Annotated in this window: 18 protein-coding genes; 5 read left to right on the top strand and 13 right to left on the bottom strand. The window is 37.4% G+C overall.

Annotated features, from left to right (window positions below):
* Positions 1-323: 323 nt before the first annotated feature.
* The 8 genes from HHL20_RS12825 to HHL20_RS12790 form a co-directional block, all read right to left on the bottom strand.
* Positions 324-1292 carry an ROK family protein gene (locus tag HHL20_RS12825; protein WP_169231576.1) on the bottom strand — a complete coding sequence of 323 codons (969 nt, stop codon included), beginning with the start codon at positions 1290-1292 and terminating at the stop codon, positions 324-326.
* An 87-nt stretch (positions 1293-1379) separates the two neighbouring features.
* On the bottom strand, positions 1380-2591 hold the full coding sequence (locus HHL20_RS12820) for a PepSY-associated TM helix domain-containing protein (RefSeq protein WP_169231575.1): 1212 nt from the start codon (positions 2589-2591) through the stop codon (positions 1380-1382).
* A 166-nt stretch (positions 2592-2757) separates the two neighbouring features.
* Positions 2758-4875 (bottom strand): TonB-dependent receptor, encoded by a 2118-nt coding sequence (locus tag HHL20_RS12815; protein ID WP_169231574.1) that lies wholly within the window; start codon positions 4873-4875, stop codon positions 2758-2760.
* The gene (locus HHL20_RS12810; RefSeq protein WP_169231573.1) at positions 4872-6080 is read right to left on the bottom strand and encodes a PepSY-associated TM helix domain-containing protein; all 1209 of its coding nucleotides are present in this window, start codon (positions 6078-6080) and stop codon (positions 4872-4874) included. The genes HHL20_RS12815 and HHL20_RS12810 overlap by 4 nt, the downstream gene beginning before the upstream one ends.
* Positions 6081-6128: 48 nt before the next feature.
* Positions 6129-8279 carry a TonB-dependent siderophore receptor gene (locus tag HHL20_RS12805; protein ID WP_169231572.1) on the bottom strand — a complete coding sequence of 717 codons (2151 nt, stop codon included), beginning with the start codon at positions 8277-8279 and terminating at the stop codon, positions 6129-6131.
* 151 nt (positions 8280-8430) lie between these two features.
* Positions 8431-11502: a preprotein translocase subunit SecA gene (gene secA, locus HHL20_RS12800; RefSeq protein WP_169231571.1), complete on the bottom strand. Its 3072-nt coding sequence runs from the start codon at positions 11500-11502 to the stop codon at positions 8431-8433.
* 128 nt (positions 11503-11630) lie between these two features.
* A complete protein-coding gene (locus HHL20_RS12795; protein ID WP_002662059.1) occupies positions 11631-11852 on the bottom strand; it encodes a DUF2795 domain-containing protein in 222 nt (73 codons plus the stop codon).
* Between the two features lie 140 nt (positions 11853-11992).
* Positions 11993-13015 (bottom strand): GDP-mannose 4,6-dehydratase, encoded by a 1023-nt coding sequence (locus tag HHL20_RS12790; RefSeq protein WP_169231570.1) that lies wholly within the window; start codon positions 13013-13015, stop codon positions 11993-11995.
* 86 nt (positions 13016-13101) lie between these two features.
* On the opposite strand from HHL20_RS12790, the gene HHL20_RS12785 reads away from it, so the two are divergent.
* Positions 13102-13899, top strand: a complete 798-nt coding sequence (locus HHL20_RS12785) for a DUF2797 domain-containing protein (RefSeq protein ID WP_169231569.1) — start codon at positions 13102-13104, stop codon at positions 13897-13899.
* Between the two features lie 26 nt (positions 13900-13925).
* The gene (locus tag HHL20_RS12780; protein WP_169231568.1) at positions 13926-16607 is read left to right on the top strand and encodes a hypothetical protein; all 2682 of its coding nucleotides are present in this window, start codon (positions 13926-13928) and stop codon (positions 16605-16607) included.
* A 17-nt stretch (positions 16608-16624) separates the two neighbouring features.
* On the opposite strand, the gene HHL20_RS12775 is transcribed toward HHL20_RS12780, so the two are convergent.
* Positions 16625-16975, bottom strand: coding sequence for a hypothetical protein (locus HHL20_RS12775; RefSeq protein ID WP_169231567.1), 351 nt, complete (start codon positions 16973-16975; stop codon positions 16625-16627).
* Positions 16976-17125: 150 nt separating this feature from the next.
* Here HHL20_RS12775 and HHL20_RS12770 point away from each other — a divergent pair, with 150 nt between their 5' ends.
* Both HHL20_RS12770 and HHL20_RS12765 read left to right on the top strand, forming a co-directional pair.
* Positions 17126-17320 (top strand): hypothetical protein, encoded by a 195-nt coding sequence (locus HHL20_RS12770; protein ID WP_169231566.1) that lies wholly within the window; start codon positions 17126-17128, stop codon positions 17318-17320.
* A gap of 121 nt (positions 17321-17441) precedes the next feature.
* A complete protein-coding gene (locus HHL20_RS12765; RefSeq protein ID WP_169231565.1) occupies positions 17442-18488 on the top strand; it encodes a PA0069 family radical SAM protein in 1047 nt (348 codons plus the stop codon).
* Positions 18489-18547: 59 nt separating this feature from the next.
* Here HHL20_RS12765 and HHL20_RS12760 read toward each other — a convergent pair whose 3' ends face one another.
* Together HHL20_RS12760 and HHL20_RS12755 are read right to left on the bottom strand one after the other, a co-directional pair.
* Positions 18548-18706, bottom strand: a complete 159-nt coding sequence (locus tag HHL20_RS12760; protein WP_169231564.1) for a bacteriocin-like protein — start codon at positions 18704-18706, stop codon at positions 18548-18550.
* Between the two features lie 151 nt (positions 18707-18857).
* Positions 18858-19808, bottom strand: a complete 951-nt coding sequence (locus tag HHL20_RS12755; RefSeq protein WP_169231563.1) for an isopenicillin N synthase family dioxygenase — start codon at positions 19806-19808, stop codon at positions 18858-18860.
* A gap of 85 nt (positions 19809-19893) precedes the next feature.
* On the opposite strand from HHL20_RS12755, the gene menD reads away from it, so the two are divergent.
* On the top strand, positions 19894-21570 hold the full coding sequence (menD, locus tag HHL20_RS12750; protein ID WP_169231562.1) for a 2-succinyl-5-enolpyruvyl-6-hydroxy-3-cyclohexene-1-carboxylic-acid synthase: 1677 nt from the start codon (positions 19894-19896) through the stop codon (positions 21568-21570).
* Here menD and HHL20_RS12745 read toward each other — a convergent pair.
* On the bottom strand, positions 21567-22193 hold the full coding sequence (locus HHL20_RS12745) for an aminotransferase class IV (protein ID WP_169231561.1): 627 nt from the start codon (positions 22191-22193) through the stop codon (positions 21567-21569). The genes menD and HHL20_RS12745 overlap by 4 nt on opposite strands.
* Positions 22177-23154 carry an aminodeoxychorismate synthase component I gene (locus HHL20_RS12740; protein WP_169231560.1) on the bottom strand — a complete coding sequence of 326 codons (978 nt, stop codon included), beginning with the start codon at positions 23152-23154 and terminating at the stop codon, positions 22177-22179. Before HHL20_RS12740 ends, HHL20_RS12745 begins: the two co-directional genes overlap by 17 nt.
* Between the last annotated feature and the right edge of the window lie 4 nt (positions 23155-23158).

Genomic DNA, 23158 nt, shown 5'->3' with positions numbered 1-23158 from the left:
TGCAGCAAGTAAGAATAATTGACTTTGAGATTAAAACGTTCTTTAAGCATATAAAACAGTAAAACTATGAATTTCTAAAACAAAAGTCTGCTAAATCAGCGTGATTTTATTTGACGCAAAGAATTTATTTTCACAGCATATTATTTCGAGAAGATAAAGAAGTATCAGCAAGCTGATTGATGAAGCTGACGTTCGCTTCGCGCAGCAATTTATTGCCTTTGTCTTCTAAAATCAGCGAGACATCAATTTATCTTTGCGTGAAAATATTTATCAATAAAAAAGCACCCTTAAAAAGGATGCTCATGTTTATGTATACGTTCAATTTATTTTTCCCAAACCAAAGCACTTGCTCCCAGAATCGCAGCATCTGCCTCATCGAGTTCACTGAAAACCAGCTTTACTTTGTTTCTGAAAATAGGAAGTAAATTTCTTTCCATGTGAAGCTTTGTAGGTTTTAAAATAAAATCACCGGCTTTGATAACGCCTCCGAAAAGAAGAATCGCTTCAGGGGAAGAAAACATCACAAAATTAGCCAGCGCTTCACCCAATTTTTGTCCGGTATACCTGAAAACTTCAATAGAAATAGGATCACCTTTCAAGGCACATTCGTGTACGGTTTTAGAATTGATGGCTTCTTCAGGATATTGATTCAGCATAGACTCCGGAAACTCTGCACGCATTTTTTTTGCGGTGATGGCAATTCCTGTAGCAGAAGCATACGCCTCAAGGCAGCCCTCAGAGCCAGTGCTCCAGTGTTTTCTTCCGCCAGGCTTTACAATAGTATGTCCCAGTTCTCCTGCGAATCCGTCATGTCCGTAGATCAATTTACCGCCGGCAACAATACCGCTTCCGACACCGGTTCCCAAGGTTATCATAATGAAATCCTTCATTCCCCTTGCTGCTCCGAAAAGCATTTCTCCGATGGCTGCAGCATTGGCATCATTGGTTATGGTACAAGGCAGCCCGAATTTGGCCTTGATCAGTTCCGCAAAAGGAATAACTCCTTTCCATGGTAAATTGGGTGCCTGCTCAATGGTTCCTGTATAGTAGTTGGCATTGGGAGCTCCTACTCCTATCCCATCAAAATTTTTATTTTTTCCGTGGCTTTCGATCAGGGGATGAACGGCCTCGTATAAAGCGTCAATATATTCTTCTACGGTAGGATAGGCATCGGTCCGGATATTTCCTTTTTCCAGCACTTCGCCTCTGTGGTTTACCACTCCAAATTTTGTGTTCGTTCCGCCGATATCAATTCCCAACGCAACCTGTTTTGACAAATCTACTAATGACATTTCTCTTCTTAATAATTCTAAAAGGCTAAAATTATAAAAAAGATATTATTATTAGACGATTAAGCAGCATTTTATTTAAAAAAAATATTACGCTGATATTACCTTCTTCTTTTTTCTTCTTCCCCACCAGATCATAAAGCCGGTTACTGGTAATGAGGCACATATAAGGCTTACAACAAAAGCAATGATCTTTGTAGGCAGTCCCAGAATCGATCCCACGTGAATATCATAGTTGGCGCCGACTGCTTTTTCGCCGAAATTTTTGTCTTTCATGTCGTGCGTGTGAAGCAGTTCACCCGAATTTTCATCGAAAATCAAGCTGCTGCTTTTATGATAAGAATAAGATAAATGTTTTACATATACTTCAAAGTTCGGATGTTCATGATCATCCATATGCTCATGGCCAAGATCAATGGAAAAGCCATAGGAATCCGGATATTTTGCTTTAACAGTATTGCTGATTTTATCTAATGTTCCTTCGGTCCTCAATTCGACAGGAGCTTTTGTCCTGATTGATGAAAAGTCCGGGTACGCAGTCTTCCCTCCGGAGAAAATAAAATAAATCGCAGCCTGAACGACAAAGAAAGCATAAAATAATCCTGTTATGGAAAAAATCAACGCAAAAATGGAAGCATAAAACCCAAGAATATTATGAAGGTCGTAGTTTTTCCTTTTCCAACCTTTTACGTTTTGCCATTTGAAAGAAAAGCGCTGTTTGCGGGCAGCTTTATTCTTCGGCCACCAAAGGATGATGCCTGAAATAAGCATGATAATGAATATAATTACAGGTATTCCTACAAGATAAGTTCCCCAGGACTGTTTTAAGAGATAGCTCCAGTGAATCATTTTTACAATTTGGAAGAATCCGTTTTTCTCGTCATAGGTTCTCAGGACTTTTCCGTTGTAAGGATTGACGTATGCCACTTTATAGATTGGAAATTCGTCGAAATAGTTCCAGCCTTTAGGATCATGCTCATACCAATAGAAAAGATAAGACATCTTTTTATCAATCGGGATATTCACCCAGTGAACAGGATATTTTTCTTTTACCTGTTCTACAACGGCTTTCTCTAGTACACGGATCGGAAGAGCCTGTTTCTTTTCAATATTTTGTTCATTATGATAAATAACATCTTTACGGGTGAAATTTTCAATCTCATCTTTAAAGACATACAATGCGCCCGTAATCGAGATAATAAAAATCAGAAACCCGATACCCAAACCAAACCACAAATGCAGCTTACCGGTCCATTTTTTGAAAGTGCTTGGTTTTTTTTTATGGTGATGCTTTTTCCTCATATTCATCCTAATTGCCGCAAAGATAATATTTAATTTTTATTTAGAATATTTATAATTAAGGATTTTGATCAGGTTTTATTGATCTTTGGAACTTAATGCAAAGAAAAAAGCGTTTCAATTTTATTTAAATCGAAACGCTTTTATGTTAATCTAAACAGAATAAATTTTAAAATTTATATTCAACTATAAATGTTCCTCTCATTCCCAAAGCGTTGTTGAAATCGCTGTCCCTGGCGGTCCACCATGCAATAGCCGGCTGATACATTGTATTAAAAAGGTTTTCGATTCCTACTGATAGTTTCCAGTTTTTATTAATATCATAACTTGATTTAAAATTGAAAACAGTATAGGCCGGAACTCTGCCTTCACCATAAGCAAAAAGTCCGGTTTTGGCATTTGGCTGAAATCTGTCCTGCTCGAATGCGTGAAGCATATCCAGTCCTACAGATAATTTATCAACAGGTCTTGTCTGAATATAGGCTAAAACTTTTGGAGCTGAAATTCTGCTGTTATTGATCTTGGTAGAGTAGTCTCCATCATCTTTCGGAGAGGTGATGCCTTCGATCCAGCTATAGCTTCCTCCAAAACGGATCCATCTGGCCGGAGAAAAATGCAGGAATCCTTCCACTCCATACACCACTTCCGGAGCTCTCTGAATGGTCAAAGCACGGTCGGGACTTTGCACGAAAGTTGCCCCCAATTTTGAAGTACTTACGTAAGAAGTGATTTCATAATTAAGCCATTTGGTAATTTGTCCTGTCGTTCCCAGCTCATAATTGTTGACGATAATTGGTTTTGTTTCAAGATTACTGATCGTTTCTGAAGTCGACGTTCTTAAGATTCTTCCCAGCTCATTAATGGAATAGGCCTGGGAGAAGCTTCCGAAAATATTGATAGCCGAATTGATGTTGTAACGGACTCCTATGTTTCCCACCAAAGCGTTATATTCGAGGTCTCCGCCTTTTACAAAAATACTTTGGGTAAAGGTACCGTCATTTTTAATGGTTGACAATGTATTGAAATCACCCACTTTTACTTTCATATTTTCATAGCGAAGTCCTCCCTTGATCGTTAATTTTTTCATGATATCAATTTTAACCAACATAAAAGGAGCAATATTCGTCATATTCATATCTGGAGTCCAGTAACGGCCGTCTTCAAGCTTCTGAACGGTCTGATCATTCAGAACATCAATTCCGTAGATAACTTCTGCCTGGGAATTCTTTGCATTCCATAACTGAGTGTCAAAATTAGCTCTTGCGCCATACTTTTTAGAAATAACATTCGACTGCCCTCCGTTAAAAAATGTATCGCTGTAGCCATATACCGTTCTGAAATCCTGCATATAGAGATTGACATTTAGTGAGGTGCCCTGCCAAAGTCTTTTACTGTCGTAGCTCAGTTTGAGGTTGTGATTTCTGGGTGTTCCCTGCGGAGTGGTTTCCAAACCTTTTCCTAATCCTTCACCGATGGTTGGGATTGATCCGTATTTTCCGGTTTTAAGGCCTAAATTAAGATCTGATTTTGAAGCATACCCGATATAAGAAGCTTCAATCCTGTTGTTATCATTAAAATCGTAACCAAGCTTCAGCATTCCGTTGTAATTATTCATTTTTGCGGTGCTGTAGGTTGGGCTTAGGTTTATTCCGTCCGCGTCCTTCATATAACCGGTTCTTTCATAAGCAAAAGAAGCTGCGTAATCAAAGCTTTTAGTAATCTTTCCTGATAAAAACTGGCTTGCCCTGAATCCCAGCGTTCCACCGTAAGGTTGCCCTGTGATTCCTATTTGTGAAATTCCTGAAATTTTTTTGTCATCGTTATTTTTTCTGGTGATGTAATTGATAATACCACCGTCTGCGCCGTTTCCATAAATCGATGAAGCTCCTTTGATGACTTCGATTCGTTCAATAACGGAAGGGTCTATAGATCTGATATCTCTGGCGCCGTTTCTTAAAGGAGTAGATTGTGGGACCCCGTCAATCAGTACCAAGACCTGACGTCCTCTTAAGGTTTGTCCGGTATTGGAGGTCTGCCCTGAACTCGTTGCCAAACTCGGAACAGTATATTGCAGAATGCTTGTAATATCTGAATTTACAGTTAGTTGTGACTGGATCTGCTTTTGATTGACAATTGTCACCGACCCCGGAATTTCTTTACTGCTTTCCTTTTTCCTTGAGGCGGTCATTACAACCTCATCTACATCTTTTACCTGCAGTGTATCCCTCTGTTGTGCAAATACGTTGACTGAAGCTAATGCAGCAGCTGCTAAAATGGTCTTTTTCATGATAATTTTCTAATTCCCTTTTTCTTTTTTTTTCCAAGCCATATCAAAAATCCCGTAATGGGCAGTGCAGTGCACACCAAACCGGTGACAAACCAAAGTATTTTCCCAAAAATCCCGAAATAGGAGCCGGTATGGATATCGTAGTTGGCATTGGCGTATTTTTCAGCATTGGTTAATTGTTGATGAGGTTTATTCATTAATAGTTCTCCTGAGTATTTGTCGAAAACAACCTGGCTTCTGACGGCAAATCTTCCGTCTTCGCCATAAACGGTAACCGGAATATTTTTCAGGTCTTTTCCTTTTTTGTTTTTTCCGTTCAGGGGAATTCTGAAGCCTGACGAAGCGCCATATAGTTTTTTCGTTTCCTTTGCGGTGAGGTCAAAAACAGATTTACTTACAGATGAGGCAGAGTCCGGAGATTTTATTTCTTTTTCTTTAGGAAGTTCCGGTGAGCCGGATAATGCAAGGTTAAAAGCATTTTTTACCCAGGGAAATGAAAAGTAAATTCCGGATAAGCTCACTATTAAAGCAATAAATGAAGCATAAAATCCTAAAATATTATGAAGATCATAGTTCTTGCGCTTCCATGTTTTTACTTCTTTCCAATTGAATCGGAGACGTCCTTTTCGTGCGTTTTTGTTTTTGGGCCACCAAAGGATGATTCCTGTAATGAGCATAATAATAAATAAGACTGTAGGAATTCCAACCACATATTTTCCCCAGTCTGCTTTTAGTAATAAGCTCCAATGTATGGCTTTCAGAATAGGGAAAAGGTCATACTTTTCGTTGTAAACACCCAAAATTTCTCCGTTATATGGATTTACATACACCAGCTTATTGATCTTTACCTCATCAAAATAATTCCAGGCATTTTTATCTTTTTCGTAGTATAAAAATTCGTAACACTTGTTTTTATCTAAAGGAATTTCTACGGAAGTAACCGGAAATTTTTCACTGAGTGTTTGGGCAACTTTTTCCTTTAATGCCAGTATTGGTAATGGTTGCTGCGCAATGGTTTCGTCTTTTATATAAACAGCGTCTTTTCGTAAAATTCCTTGAATTTCATCTTTGAAAACATATAGGGTTCCAGACAGCGAAACAATAAAAACAATAATCCCAACGGATAAGCCAAACCACAAGTGCAGTTTGGCAGACCATTTTTTTATAAATGAAGGTTTTCTTTTATGATGACGTTTCTTCCTCATTAAAATATACTATTCCTGAATTTCCAGGAATAGTGAGTATGGCTGATATTAAAATTTATACGCAACTGTTCCTAAAAAATTTGCCAATTTTTGCGGATTTGCTGTAGAATATCCTGTCCAATAATGTTCATTCGTGAAGTTATCAACTTTAACTCCGATTCTGAATTTCTTGGCATCGTAAAAAGCATTGACATTCAAAACGAAATATTTTGGGAGTATGAAATCCCCTGTTACATTATTATCACTGGCATAATTTCCACCAAATCCGAACCCGAGACCTTTTGCTCTTCCATCAACAAACTGGTATGCCAGATTGAAATTAGCATTCCAGAAAGAACCCGCTGTTGTTGGCCTCAAATCTGTGGATTCATCCACCGTATCGTTATACGCCAGACCTCCGACTAAAGAGAACCCTTTTACAAGATATGCGTTAACTTCCAACTCGAAACCTTTGCTGAGTGTAGAAGCGGCCTGCTTTTGCACTGAAACAAAATTTGGAGCATACTCTCCGGTGTATAACAATTGGTTTTTCACTTTGATGTTGTAGTAAGAAACCGTTGCATTAAATCTATTATTAAATAAACTCGCTTTGAAACCTCCTTCAAACTGATTTCCTCTTTCCGGGTCTGATAAAATTGTATTTCCCGCTACATCAGAAGTGTAATATCCGTTGGACTTGAATGAGTTTTGATAATTTCCAAAAACCGAAAATTTATCTTTCACAATTTCATAAACAATTCCTGCTTTTGGTGAAAATGCAGATTGGTTGAATGCTTTCTCCGGATTTGGTCCGGAAGTCCCGCCCAGGTAATCATTGTTTTCATAGCGAAGCCCCGCCATTATGTGCAAGTTGGCGATCGGAGTAAATAAGTTGGAAATATATCCAGAATAAGTATTCAAATCTCTTAAATAGTCCCATGTTGAAAAATTAGCAGAATTAGCATAAAGTGCAGACAAAGCATCACTATTCATTCCGGAATAATCTGCGCCTGAAGCTACTACAGTATCAAAATTACCGTTCAAATATTTGTAACGCAATCTTTCCGTTGTTCTCATATAATCAAAACCGACAACTGTTTTGTTTTTCATTCCGTTTGAAAAATCATAATTAAAGTTGAAGTTTTGTTGAATCTGAAACCAAGATTTTTTACTGCCATTTGTAGATTGATCTGCCCTTGCAACTAAATAAGAGGAAGATACGGCATCGTATGCAACCGAAAAATAGGGATTGTAACCGTCTGAATAAGAATCGGAATTATTGATATAAGTATTTGAAGTGATATTATCGTTGATCTTCCATTTCGCATTTCCGAAAACATTGGAATTTCTTGCAGTCATGTATAGATCTTTTCCCGTGAAAGATTCTTTATAATCCAAACCTGCTACTTTTTCTAAATCTTTCATATTATCAATTCCGTTCAGAGTCTTTGGTGAAAGATAGAAGAAATAGGGGTTTGCTGTTACTCGGTTGTGAAATAATTCATAATCTACATTTAACTGTAATTTGTCGGAAACATTCCAGGTCAAGCTCGGAGCAAATGTTGTATATTGATTTTTAGCGTCGGTTTTTGTGAAGTTTCCTTCGTTTGTATAAGCCGTATTTATGCGGAAAAGCAAGTCTTTTGTAATCGGAGCATTAATATCTGCAGTTGCTCTGTAAGTGTTGTAAGTTCCGGCAGAAGCTGAAACTGCACCAAAGAAATTTTGCTGAGGTTTTTTGGTGACTCTGTTAATTAGACCACCGTAAGAAGCTACGGTACTTCCATAAAGTGTTCCAACAGGACCTTTCAAAAATTCCAGTGTTTCTACGTTTATTGCATCGATTGTAGAGGTTACGGGTGCTACCACACCATTTCGTGTAGACGCTTGAGAAGGAAAACCTCTCAAAACGAAAAATGAACCACCGTCTCCTGCTCTTCCTGTGGGATTCCACATTTTTTGTAAACCGGTTACATTTCTGTAAGCATCATCAACAGTGAAAATGTTTTCATTTTCCAAAATACCTTTATCGATAGAAGAATAAACCTGTGGATTTTCTATGAATTTCACCGACATTTTGTTAGAGGATTCGGTATCAAGTTTTTTCACCATTTTATTAATGATAACTTGCTCTATATTTTTCGATTTAATAGAATCGTTTTCCTGAGCAAAAGTCAGCATAGAACCTAGCAGCGAAGCGCAGATCAGTACATTTTTCATGAAACACAAATTTTCTGCAAATATATTGTTTTTAATTATTCTAAATAAATAATCGGATTGATATTTATCATAATATTAATATATAGCAAATAATAAAAAGCCGCCCCAGACAGTTCTGAAGCGGCTTTTATATATTTTAAAATTACTATTCTTATGCCGGAATTTCTCCTTTGTATAAGAATGAAATAATTTCTTTGTTCAATTTGTCAATCATTTCACTGAATAAGTGGAAAGATTCCTGTTTGTAGATAACCAGCGGATCTTTCTGCTCATAAACAGCACCTTGCGAAGATCTTCTTAAATCGTCCATTTCGCGAAGATGAAGTTTCCAGTTTTCATCGATGATTGATAGAGTAATATTCTTTTCAAAATCGTTGATTAAGCTATCACACTGCGTCTCATAAGCTTCTTTCAGATCGGTAACGATCGTCATTGTTTTATGACCGTCTGTGAAAGGAACCTGGATCATTTTAAACATCGATCCCTGATTCTGATATACATTCTCAATAATCGGGAAAGATTTTTCTTTCAATAAATTCAGCTTCATCTGATAATCTTCCTGAGCAGCCTTGAACAGAATATTTGTAAGATCCTGAATGGTTTTGCTCTTGAAATCATTTTCAGAAACAGGAGATTCCATCGTGAATGTTTTAATGATTTCGTATTCGAAATCTTTATAGCTTCCTGCTTTTCCTTTGGCTACGATTGAATTGGCGACATCAAAAATCATATTTGTGATGTCATATTTCAAATGGTCTCCGAACAAAGCATTCTTTCTTCTTTTATAGATCACGTCACGTTGCTTATTCATTACGTCATCATATTCAAGAAGCCTTTTTCTTGTTCCGAAGTTGTTTTCCTCTACCTTTTTCTGAGCTCTTTCAATAGATTTTGAGATCATGGAATGCTGAATCACTTCACCCTCCTTATGACCCATTCTATCCATCATTTTAGCAATTCTTTCAGAACCGAAAAGACGCATTAGGTTATCTTCAAGAGATACATAGAACTGTGAACTTCCCGGATCTCCCTGACGCCCCGCTCTACCTCTCAGCTGTCTGTCTACACGTCTGGAATCGTGTCTTTCCGTACCGATGATTGCCAAACCTCCGGCTTCTTTTACTTCTTTAGTAAGCTTAATATCGGTACCACGACCCGCCATGTTGGTTGCAATAGTTACCACGCCCGGCTGTCCTGCTCCGGCAACGATTTCCGCTTCTTTTTTGTGAAGTTTCGCATTAAGAACCTGATGCGGAATTTTTCTCAACTGAAGTGCCTTAGATAATAACTGAGAAATCTCAACCGAAGTTGTACCCACCAACACAGGTCTTCCTGCGGCAGTCAGTTTTTCAATTTCTTCAATTACGGCATTGTATTTTTCTCGGTTGGTTTTATATACCAAATCCTGTTTGTCATTTCTTAAAATCGGACGGTTGGTAGGAATTACTACAACGTCTAATTTATAGATTTCCCAAAGCTCACCAGCTTCCGTTTCTGCTGTACCTGTCATCCCCGCAAGTTTATTGTACATACGGAAGTAATTCTGAAGCGTAATGGTCGCAAAAGTTTGGGTAGCTGCTTCGATTTTTACACTTTCTTTCGCTTCAATTGCCTGATGAAGACCGTCTGAATAACGTCTTCCTTCCATGATACGGCCTGTTTGCTCATCAACAATTTTTACTTCACCGTCAATCACCACATACTCATCATCTTTTTCAAATAAGGTATAAGCTTTAAGCAACTGGCTCATGGTGTGAACTCTTTCAGACTTTTCAGCAAATTCGGAGAAAAGTTTTTCTTTAGCCTCAAATTCTTCTTCTTTCGAAAGATTTTTAGCTTCCAGTTCTGCAATTTCAGTTCCGATATCAGGAAGAACGAAGAAATTAGGATCTGAGTTACCCTGTGACATGTATTCAACACCTTTGTCGGTAAGATCAACCTGATTGTTCTTTTCTTCAATAACGAAATAAAGATCTTTATCTACGATCGGCATATCGCGGTTGTTGTCCTGCATATACTGAGCTTCCACTTTCTGAAGCAATGCACGGTTTCCGCTTTCCGATAAAAATTTAATTAACTGGCGGTTTTTAGGAAGACCTCTGTATGCCTGAAGCAATTTGAAACCTCCTTCTTTGGTGTTTCCTGCCGCGATTAATTTTTTAGCTTCATTAAAAATAGCAGAAACGGTTTTTTTCTGAACTTCAACAATTCTGTCGATTGATGGTTTCAGCACATCAAATTCCTGTCTGTCTCCCTGTGGAACCGGACCGGAAATAATTAACGGTGTTCTTGCATCATCTACCAATACGGAGTCTACCTCATCTACGATCGCAAAATTCAGTTCTCTTTGTACCAGTTCAGAAGGGGAAGTTACCATGTTGTCTCTCAGGTAATCGAACCCGAATTCGTTATTGGTTCCGTAGGTAATATCTGAATTGTATGCTTTTCTTCTTCCGTCTGAGTTCGGCTGGTGATTGTCGATACAGTCGATCGACATTCCGTGGAATTGGTACAATGGTCCCATCCACGCCGAGTCTCTTTTGGCAAGATAGTCGTTTACTGTTACTACATGAACGCCTCTTCCCGGAAGTGCATTTAAGAAAATAGGAAGTGTTCCTACCAATGTTTTACCCTCTCCGGTTGCCATTTCGGCAATTTTACCGCTGTGAAGAATAACCCCACCGATGAATTGTACATCGTAATGTACCATATCCCAGTTTACGGGTGTCCCTGCAGCATTCCATGAGTTTTTCCAAACGGCTTGATCTCCCTGGATTTCAAGGAAGTCTTTACCTGCTGCAGCCAGCTGTCTGTCCCAGTCGGTTGCTGTTACACGAATTTCTCCGTTTTGTGCCCATCTTCTTGCAGTTTCTTTTACCAAGGCAAAAGCTTCCGGAAGAATCTGGCCGAGAACTTTCTCTTCAATGTCGTATGATTCCTTTTTTAGAGCCTCAATTTTTGAAAAAAGCGCCTCTTTTTCATCAACGTTTTTCGAATTTTTTATCTGCTCTTGTATCTGTTCTATCTGAGCGGTGATTTTGCCGGTTGCAGATGTAATGCTCTCTTTAAACTCAGCAGTTTTCTCTCTCAGGCCATCGTCAGACAACTGTTGAATATTAGGCTCAACAGCTTTGATTTTTGTTACAACTTTTTTTACTTCTTTTAGGTCCTGCGCTTTTTTGTCTCCCAAAAACCCTTTAAGAACTTTGTTTAAAAAACTCATAAATTTTTTGCTTTATGCCTAAAGCGTATGCTTTAAGCGTTTTTAATAACACGCTTTTCGTGTAAAAAATGATATATAAAAAAGGGCAAAAAAGCTCTAAGCGATGCCTAAAGCCTGATTGCTTTTAATTAATATTCGTCTTCGTTCCAAAGGAAGTCTTCATCCGTAGGATAATCACTCCAAACTTCTTCAATAGATTCGTAAATCTCTCCTTCATCTTCGATTGCCTGAAGGTTTTCCACTACTTCCATAGGTGCACCAGTTCTGATTGCATAATCAATAAGCTCTGCTTTTGTCATTGGCCAAGGTGCGTCACTTAAATATGAAGCTAATTCTAATGTCCAGTACATAATTTTCTAATTTTTTGCAAAAGTATAAAAATAGCTTATATTATATGCTTTTTTACACCTGATTTTCAATTCTTTTTATTAATTTTTGTTCATGGTGCATCATAGACCTGCGTTTAGGTGTGATGTCAGCCTGTTTGCTGTCATTTTCTCAAAAACCATTCCACAAATATTTTTATGCCATTTTGGAAGTTTGTGTCAGGTTTATAGCCGATTAATGTCATGGCTTTTGTAATATCTGCGTTGGTTTTTAGGACATCTCCAGGCTGCATTGGCAGATTTTTCCGGATGGCAGATTTTCCTAAAGTAACTTCTATAGTTGACAGCATTTCATTAAGCGTTATCACTTCACTCTCTCCAAGATTGAGGATCTCATAAATGCCGGAATGTGTTTCCAGATAATCAATTGATTTTAATATTCCATCGATGATATCATCAATAAAAGTATAATCTCTTGCGGTGGTACCGTCGCCGTAGAAAGGGATTTCCTGATCTTCTAAAATTAATTTTGTGAATTTATGGATGGCAAGATCGGGTCTTTGTCTGGGGCCGTACACCGTAAAAAAACGCAGTTGGATCATGTCGATTTTATAGAGATCATGATACACATGGCCTAAAATTTCGCCACATTTTTTAGTCGCTGCGTACGGAGAAATAGGTTTGTCTACATTATCGGTTTCGGAGAAAGGGATCTTTTCATTATTTCCATAAACGCTTGATGAAGAAGCGGCAATAACCTTCTTAATGTTAAATTCTTTGCACAATTCCCAAAGGTTCATTGTTCCGCGGATATTCACTTCTTCATATTCCAAAGGTCTTTCGATGGAGGGACGTACCCCCGCAAGAGCTGCAAGATGAATTACCATATCTATGGAATGTTCCCGGAAGATTTTTTCAAGACCTGTTTTATCACGGATATCCTGATAATACAAAGAATATCGGTCTGACTTTGTCATGGAGATCAGCTTCGCAATATCTTCCTGTTTTTCTAAAAATTCAAAATCCGAAAAATTCTGTACAGAGTCTAAAGTATTTTTAATTTTTATCTGATAATTGTAGAAATCATCAAAATTGTCAATATTTATGACAGAATGTCCCTTTTTTAATAATTGTTCTACCAGATGAGAACCAATGAATCCGCTTCCGCCCGTTATGAGATAGACCATTTGTGACTTTTTATTAGAGCAAAAATATAAATTTATTTTTTGAAAATATAATCATTACTTTTACTTTAAAAAGTAATATACACAATATGCAGTTTCAGGGACAAATTTTAAAAATGACGAGCTTCAATGACGAACCCATTCAATATTATCTAAATCTTTCGGGTGATCTTATTCACATGAATGAGCTTTTCGGGAAAGAACTTACGATAAAACATACGGGTTTCCAATGTGTGAACTGTCAGCAGGATAAACCTGTCTATAGAATGGGATTCTGCAAAAACTGTTTTTTTGAAAGCCCTTTTGCAAGTGATACCATCATTCGTCCAGAGCTTTCTACGGCACATCTGGGAATTGCGGAACGGGATTTGGAGGTAGAAAAGGGAATTCAGCTTCAGCCTCATACGGTTTACCTGGCTTACACAGGAGAAGTAAAAGTGGGCGTTACCAGAAATACGCAGATTCCTACAAGATGGATCGATCAGGGCGCGACTTTTGCACTGCCTATCGCGAGAACCGAAAACCGGTATGAAGCAGGGATGATTGAAGTTGCTCTCAAACAGCATGTTCCTGATAAAACCAGCTGGAAAAAAATGCTCCAGGATGACCTGGAAGATGATATTGATCTGGCAGATTTCCAGCAGAAGATAAAAGAATATTTTCCTGATGATTTCCAGAAATTTTACAGTGAAGGCGAAACGCTTTGGAAGTTTGACTATCCTTTTGAAAAGCCTGAAAAAGTAACATCCTTTACCCTTGATAAAAGGCCGGAGTTTACCGGGAAGCTTACGGGTATAAAAGGACAGTACCTGGGCTTTGATGGAGGCGAGTTTATCAATATAAGAGGGCATGAAGGGTATTTTATTGAGCTCACTGTCAGGAGCTGATCTTTAATAAAGCAAAATATGTAATCATGAAAAAGTGGGTAAAAAAGCTATTGGTTGGCCTGGGAGTTTTGTTGGTGATCATTTTATTGGCGAACTTCGGACTCAATATATGGCTTAAGACCCAACTTCCCAATTACATTAAAAATAATACCGACTACAAGGTATCTTACAAGAGTCTGGAAGTTGATCTGATGTCAGGAAATATTCTGGCCTCAAATATTTCAGTTAACAGCAAAAATCCTCAAAACGTTAATGTGATAGGTCTTCAGGGAACTATTGATACGCTTAAAATAAGTCGTTTCGGAATTTATGATGCCCTTTTCAATAAGCAGATCAGTTCATCTGATCTTTTGTTGGCAAAACCTAATCTGAATATTATTCTGGCAAAACCGGTTGATGATAAAACCGGAAAAAAAAGAAATCCTGTCAACTTTGAAAATATCAGGATCAGAAAAGGGAATATCAGTATTTTCAAATATACGAAGCAGAAGTTTCTTTCGGTTGAGGATCTTGATCTTTATGTGGAAAATCTCCAGCTTACGGAAAAATCGGTGGAAGACCGGCTTCCTGTTGTTTTTGATACCTACGATATTAAAGGAAAGAACTTTTTTGTTCGTCCCGATGATGTGTATGCTCTGAAGATTGACTCTATTAAGACCTCTGACGGGCAAATGACGGTTAATAATTTTCAGCTTGTTCCTGTATTGAATTTTGAACAGTTTAAAAAATATTATCCTAAAAAAAATAAGCTGTTTCAGTTTGCCATTAAAAAAATGGAATTCAAAGATCTGCTGCTGAGAAAGAATAAAGTTTCATTGGCCAATGCCCGCTTTTATCAGCCTGATTTTTTGGTGTACACTACAGATGCTGTTCCTGTAAAAGTAAAAAAGCCTTCTGATTTCGAGCTGAATCTCGAAAATATAAAAATGAGCAATGCAACCATTCAGGTAATGAAGCCAAATGGGCATAAGCTCTTATATGCAAAAAACTTTAATATTGATGTCAGCCAACTTAAATTTGACAAAGAAACCAGAGAAGAGCTTATTCCTGTGGGGTATAAGAACTTTCAGGTTTCGGGCAGAGATGTCTTATTTTCCAATCACCAGGACTTTACAATCGGAAGCATCAGCCTGAATCCTAAAAAAGGAGAATTAAGGAATATTTCTGTCGTTCCTAATGGAAATGCTCCGGATAAAACGTCAATGAATCTTGCATCAGATTATATCCGCTTTAATATTAATAAATGGGATTTTGCAGATAAAAAAATGAATCTTGACATCAACGATATTCTTGTAAGTAGCGTCAAAGGAAAAATTATTGCAGGGACTGATAAAACAGTTAATCGCAAAAAGCAGGATTTTAACGGGATCCAGTTTCCCATAATAATCAGAAAAGTAGTACTGCAGAATTCTGATATTATTTACTCTAAAAATAACCAGCCGCTCAGTTTTCAGGATCTTAATGCAACTGTAAATGATATTCAGTTCATTAATAAAAAGGATAATTCGGGAATTGAAGCCAAAATAAGTAAATATGTTGTCTCAACTAAAAAATTCGGTTATAAGACGAAATTCTACAATATGACGGCGGGGTTTTTAAAGCTGGACCAAAATACGATAAACGTAACGGCATTTGCAATGAAACCTCTTGTTTCGAGAGCGCAGTTTATCAGAATGATTCCTGTGGAAAGTGATTTGTATGATATCACGGCAAACCAGATTACAGCAAATGGAACCTGGGATTTGTTTTCTGATCAGAAATTAATACGTGCCTCCAACCTTACAATCCGTAATGCGGATGCCAATATTTTCAGGAGTAAAATTCCTGAAGATGATCCGAAAGAAAAACCTTTGTATTCAAGAATGCTGAGGTCGATTAAAATTCCAATGGTTGTCAATAATCTTAACCTTAAAGATTCAAAATTGGTCTATGAAGAAGATACTCCGGAAAGCGCAGGCCCGGGAAAGCTTACATTCGGTAATTTTAATATGAATGTTAAAAATTTAAACTCTGCCAAAATCAAGGGAAATCCAACAAGGGTTGATATTAAAATCAACTGTTCTTTTATGAATCTGGCGCCGCTTTCGGTAAAATGGAATTTTGATGTGGCAGACCAGGGTGACCATTTTGCTATTTCGGGGAGAACGACTAATCTTCCGGCTACGGGAATTAATCCGTTTATCCGACCTTATCTTCACGTAACGGCTACCGGAACCATTCAGGAGATGCTTTTTAATTTCAGAGGAAATCCTAAAGGATTAAGCGGAAAATTCAATCTTAAACATAAAGATCTGAAAGTAACGATCCTTGATAAAGAAAACAACGAGAAAAAAGGCTTTCTTACGGCTGTTGCCAACCTGCTGGTGAAATCGGATTCCGGGAAGCTTCCGGAAGACGTAGATGTGGAAGATGTGGAAAGAGATCCTACCAAATCGTTTTTCAACCTTTTCTGGAAAGGGATTGAGCAGGGTTTAAAGAAAACTCTGATCGGAATCAATATTGATAAAGCCAAAAAAACGACAGAAAAAGCTGTTTCTACAGTGAAAAATGTAAAGTCAGATATAAAGGAAATGGAAACATCTGCCAAAGAAATTGGGCAGGCTGTAAAAAAAGATCCGCAAAAACAGGAACAGAAAGAAAAAGAACCGGAAAAGAAAGGTTTTCTAAAAGGAGTATTCAAGAAAAAAGAAAAGCCCGAAGCTAATTAGTTTCGGGCCTTTTTATATTAATCAAAATCAAATTCGTCACTCTCAAGAATAGGAACTTCGCGGAGGAAATTATCAAATTCCTTAGGATAATTGCTGCCGGCACCATAAGAATCGATGATCATTCCGATATTTCCTTCAGTATCTTTTACCAAATACAAAACGGCATTGTCATCAGGACTACTTGGGCCTTCGAAGCGATAAGTTTTTATAATAGTAAGCTCGTTAGGCTGATATATTTTCTCAGAATTTTCCAGTTTCATTTCACAGTCTTCATTCATTCTGAATTCTCTGTGGATACCTCTTTGCGTGAGTCTTGTCATCACCTGACTCAGTGTGGTCATTTTGTCAATATTTCCTGTACCTTCCATAATAATATTTTCTTTCTAAAATGCAATAATTAAACCAATTGTTTAAAAACGATATTTATATATCAGCTCTTTTGTTAACAAAAAATTATATTTAAATTTTAGTATTGGGTATGCTTTTTGCAATAAAGACAATAATAAATCAGACGAAATATGAAAAAGGAAGTTGGCGTTTTACTGGCAGGAGGAGTCGGTCTTCTGGCAGTATTAAGTATCATCGGAATTAAAAAAATATTACATAGAAAAGATAAAAAATACAGTGATTCCTACTCAGATTATCATCGGCATTTTGATAAAAGATACCTTGAGGAAGATTATCATGGTATTGAATTTTATGCATTAAAATAATAAAACAAGATATATCCAATTATTGCAATCCGGCTCCATTAAGGTGCCGGATATTTTTGTGGAAAACTTTAATGTTAAAACTTATTATTTTATTAAACTTCTATTCTAATTTTACCATATCATGCAGAATGAAAATATCATAAAAGGACAGGGGGCTCAGCGAAATGTAACCAATCGTTTCGACAGATACACCTATGAGCCGGAAGATGAAGATTATGAAACGGTAAAAACATCTTTTACCGAAGTGTTTCCGAAAACCATTGTAAATCAGGTGAAAAGTGAAGACCTGCCAATGGAGTACTCTATGAATCCTTACCAGGGTTGTGAACATGGCTGCTCTTATTGCTTTGCAAGACCTACCCATGAATATTGGGGATATAGCGCCGGAATTGATTTTGAGAGGAAAATTATGGTAAAGAAAAATGCTCCGGAACTGTTGGAAAATTTTTTTCAGAAAAGAGGATATCAGCCTGAACCGATTCTGCTTTCCGGAAATACCGATTGTTATCAGCCAGCAGAACGGCAGTTTGAGATTACAAGAAAACTTCTTCAGGTTTGCCTTGATTACAGACATCCGGTAAATATTCTTACAAAAAATGCCTTGGTCCTCAGAGACCTGGATATTTTAAGACCAATGGCTGAACAGAATATTGTCAGTGTTTCCTTAAGTATTCCAACCATTAATGAGGAACTGAGAAGAAAAATGGAGCCGCGGACAAGCTCTGCAAAAAACAAATTAAAAGCAATAGAAATCCTTTCGGAAAATAAGATTCCGGTTAATATAATGGTAGCACCCATTATTCCAGGCCTGAACAGCGATGAGCCTTTGAGTATTTTAAAAGCAATTTCAGATGCCGGTGCACAAAGTTTCGGGTACACTTTGGTACGGCTGAATGATACAGTAGAACCTGTTTTTGTAAACTGGATAGAAGGTGCTTTTCCGGACCGTGCACAAAAGGTTTTGAACTTAATCCGTTCTATGCGCGGAGGAAAGTTGGGCGAGAAAAAGTTTTTTGACCGCCAGAAAGGGGAAGGCAACATTGCGGAAATGATTCACAATACATTCAAGATCGGAAGAAAGAAATTTTTTGAGGGAAAGGAATTTCCGAAACTTACTACAAAAAATTTTACCGGCTCGAAAGATCAGCAATTAAAACTATTTGATTAAATAAAAAAACCGCTCCCAAAAGGAACGGCTTCTTTTATGAAAAAATGTTTCTGATTGAATTACATCGTATCATCAGGACATTTGAAATCTTTACTGCATGTTGCACAGATAATAACATTACCACATGCATACATACAAAATTCCGGCTCAGGAAGTTTAATTCCAGCTCCTGTAATACTTTTTAATTGGCCTTTGCTTAGTTTTTTTAAATTTTTCATATTGTTTTAGTTAAAAATTTGATACTTCTGTAAAGATAATTAAAAAATGAATATGTCAAACATTTGTGGTATATTATTTTTATGTTAATATAAATTTGTTTTATTTTAAAATTTTAGAATAAAAAAACCGGACAAATTGCCCGGTTGTTAATTATTTTTTGATTAGTCCCAATTCTATCAATCGTTCATGAAGAAATTCTCCTGCTGTTGTATCTTCATACAGTTTCGGATGATTTTCATCAATGCAGTTTTCCAGTGCATTCAGTGCCATGGAACTTACCGGATGCATAAAGAAAGGGATTGAATATCTTGAAGTTCCCCACAATTCTCTCGGCGGGTTCACCACTCGGTGTATGGTAGACTTCAGTTTATTATTGGTATGTCTGGAAAGCATGTCTCCTACATTAATCATCAGTTCATCCGGCTCTGCAATAGCATCAATCCATTCACCTTTGTGATTCTGAACCTGAAGCCCTTTTCCCTGAGATCCCATCAATAATGTAATGAGGTTAATGTCTCCGTGTGCGGCAGCTCTCACTGCATCATCCGGCTCTTGTGTAATCGGAGGATAATGGATGGGTCTTAGGATAGAATTTCCTTCTGCAATTTTATCATCAAAATAAAATTCGTCCAATCCGAGATACAAGGCTAAAGCTCGGAGCACATACTTTCCTGTTTTTTCCAGCATTTGGTATGCTTCCTTACCGACTTCGTTGAACTTTGGAAGCTCTTCTACGATTACATTATCAGGATACTCTGCTTTGTATTTGGAATCTTCGGAAACATATTGTCCGAAATGCCAAAACTCTTTCAGATCGCCTTTTTTGAAGCCTTTTGCAGTTTCTTTACCGAATCCTACATAGCCTCTTTGTCCGCCAATTCCCGGAATCTCATACTTTTGTTTCGTTTCCGTTGGCAATTCAAAAAAGTTTTTTACCTCTTCATACAATTCATCTACTAGTTTGTCATCAAGAAAATGGCCTTTTAAGGCAACAAAACCAATTTCTTCATAAGCTTTTCCGATTTCATTTACAAATTTCTGTTTGCGTTCCGGGTCACCCGAAAGGAAATCACGCAGGTCTACACTAGGTATTTTGTCCATTTTTAGAAATTTAACGAATGGCTAAATTACAGATTTTAAATGAAAATCATTTTATAGTTAATTATTTATAAATTAAATTTGTCCTATGAAAAAATATTCTTCCAAAAGAAGTATTCAGATATTGGCGCATCTTCTTCAGCAGTACGGAATTTCAGATATCATTATTTCCCCGGGATCCAGAAACGCCCCTTTGGCCATTCACTTTTCGGAAACAGACAGTTTTAACTGTTACAGCATTGTTGACGAAAGAAGTGCCGCTTTTGTAGGTCTTGGCATGGCGATGAGTGAAAAAAGGCCGGTTGCAATTACCTGTACCAGCGGTTCTGCGGCGGCCAATTACTATCCGGCTATTACGGAAGCTTTTTATTCCAATATTCCGATTTTGGTATTAACAGCTGACAGGCCAATGGATTATGTTGATATTTTTGACGGACAGACGATACGGCAGAATAATCTTTTTCATCAGCATTCTTACGGAGATTTCCAGCTGTTGGAAGACGGGAAGGAAAATGCAGAAGACCTCAATTTTGACACGATAAAGAAAGCTATTGAATTGTGCATTGAAAAGCAGGGGCCGGTTCATATCAATATTCCTCTGGAAGAGCCTCTGTATGAGCTGGTTTCAGAGCTTCCGACCTTTCCTACGGTTGAGAAAACAATCAGACAGAAAGAATATGAAATTCCTTCTACATTAGTGGCGGAATGGAACACTTCCCAAAGAATCATGATTCTGGTAGGAACAAGAGATTACAGTCCTGAGCTGGAAAATCAACTGACGCAGCTGGTGAAAAACCATTCTGTGGTTGTGCTTAGCGAGGCAAATACTAATCTTCATCATGAAAAATTCTTCAGGCATATCGACCGGTATGTTTTTAATTTTACCGAAGAAGATTTTAAAACCTATGCACCTGATTTACTGATTACAGTAGGGCAGAATGTTGTTTCTAAAAAGGTAAAACAGTTTCTGAGGAAGGCACATCCGAAGCAGCACTGGCACCTGGATGAAGTATGGCAGCCTGACACTTATTTTGCTTTGACGGAAAAAGTACAGGTAAAACCGGAGGTTTTTTTCTCCAAATTGCTGAAGTTTATCAACCTGGAGCCGAGTCCATATTTTAACCTTTGGGATGTTCTCAGGGACAAAAAAGATGCAAAGCATGAAAAGTTTCTGAGTACGGTAGATTTTTCCGATTTTTATTTTTTCTATAAAACATCGCAGACGATTCCGGAAAATTACAATGTACACTTCAGTAACAGTTCGGCAATAAGATATGCACAGCTGTTTGATTACGGTAAAAGGAAAATCTACTGCAACAGAGGTACAAGCGGAATCGACGGATCGACCTCCACAGCGATGGGCTTTGCCATAAAAAATTCAAATCCTACTTTGCTTATTACAGGAGACCTGAGTTTCTTTTATGATACCAACGGCCTTTGGAATCAGTATATTCCGCCATTTGTAAGAATTATGATTTTTAATAATGGAGAAGGAAATATTTTTAAAATTATTCCGGGTCCGGGAAATGCCAATCCGAACACACTTGATGAGTTTATTGCGACCAAACATCACAAAAATGCAGAGTTTCTGGCAAAACATTTTGGATTTTCCTATACCAGGGTGGATGACGATATTACATTAGACCGCGTTCTTGAAAATTTCTTCAAACCTGACAGTCAGCCTAAAATACTGGAAGTTAATACATATGGCAAAAACAATGCAGATATCCAGAAGGCCTATTTTAATGCTCTTAAAGAGAATTAAAGATCTGCATATTCTTCATTTCCGGGTAAATTAATAATCCTGTCGATAGGATAGATGAAATTTTCATCAAAATCATTCAGAGCATTAATGATCTGGAAATGAGAAAATTCTTTGATATTCTGAAGCGTAATTTCCATTTCTTTTATCTCCTTTTTTCTTAGGAGGTTCTGTCTTTGCACTCCGTTCAAAAGATAAGAAGTAGGTGTAAACCAGGTTTTTCCCTTTAGGAAAAGAAGATTGGAGTAAGATGTATCGGTAATATGATTGTTTTTAACGATGATGATTTCTTCAGCTTTAGCCTTCATCTTCATTTTTTCAAGTTCCTTTCGATCTTCAAATTTGAAAGAATAGTCAAAGCTGTTATTTTCCACCAGCTGAAAGCTTTCAATTTCCGGAATTGCATAAGGAATCATTTGGGTCCTGATTTTTTTATCAAGATCATAAACGATCCTGAGCTTAAACAGGCCATCCTCGTCATGTTCAAGATGCTTATAGATTTTGGCAAGATCAACAGTGCCCTCTTTTCCGAAGTGGGCAAAAGTGGCATCTACACGTTTCTGATGTAACTCCAATAAGAAGATTTCCTGATCTTCAATCTTTATACTTTCAATGAATTGGTACATAAATTTTATTTTTCATTTCCTGATACTCGTCTTCCAGCCGGCTCATGTGGGTAATTCCACCACCACTTTTGAAATACAGCGCATCACCCTCTTTTTCAATAAAACGGATCATCACGCAGCTGTCGAGGTTTTTACCGTCGAACCAACCGCAGACTCCTGTATAATAACCTCTGTCATAGCCTTCGGCATCAAGGATGATCTCCAGTGTTTTTGGTTTGGGAGCTCCTAAAATAGAACCTGCAGGAAGCAACTTCTTCATAATGCTGCCAAGCTTTCCGTCAAATTCCGGTTTCAGGATTCCTGAAATTTCCGAGCTCATGGCGTACAAATCTTTTTGCTGGGTTTTAATGAAATCAATATACTGAAACTTGTCTACCTTCACATCATCTGCAACCATACTCAGATCATTTCGGAGAAGATCAACCACGGTGTAATGTTCCGCTTTTTCTTTAATATCATTTCTCAGCACCTCAGCGGCATTTTCAACCGAAGCGTCAATGGTGCCTTTCATAGGATAAGTGAATATTTTTCCATTGATTATCTTTATGAAAGTTTCAGGAGAAAAAAATACGAAAAAATCTTTATAAAAAACTTTGTATTTGGCAGAAGAATGATGAAAAATTTCTTCAACAGTCAAATTGGTTTCAATTTTGGTTTTTCGGGTATAATTTACCAGATAAGAGTTTCCGAAGCGAATATTTTTCTGAACTTTATCAAAACCGATTTTAAAACTCTCTAAGGTTTCGGGAAATGATTTCCATTCTGTATTTTTAGACAAAGCTTGTTGCTCTTTAACGTTTGAAAAGTTTTGAAAATCAATTAATAAGCCTGATTTTTCAATTTCATCTTGTTTGAATGTTTCAACATTCTGTGCAAGGAAATCGACAATAAAAAAATAGGGAACTTTGTTGAGTGAAAGTTCGTCCATTTCCATAAATTTTTGATGATTCACTGAAAACATTCCG

The organism is Chryseobacterium cheonjiense (assembly GCF_012927265.1).
Taxonomy (GTDB): domain Bacteria; phylum Bacteroidota; class Bacteroidia; order Flavobacteriales; family Weeksellaceae; genus Chryseobacterium; species Chryseobacterium cheonjiense.
This window is presented reverse-complemented; position numbering and strand designations above follow the sequence as displayed.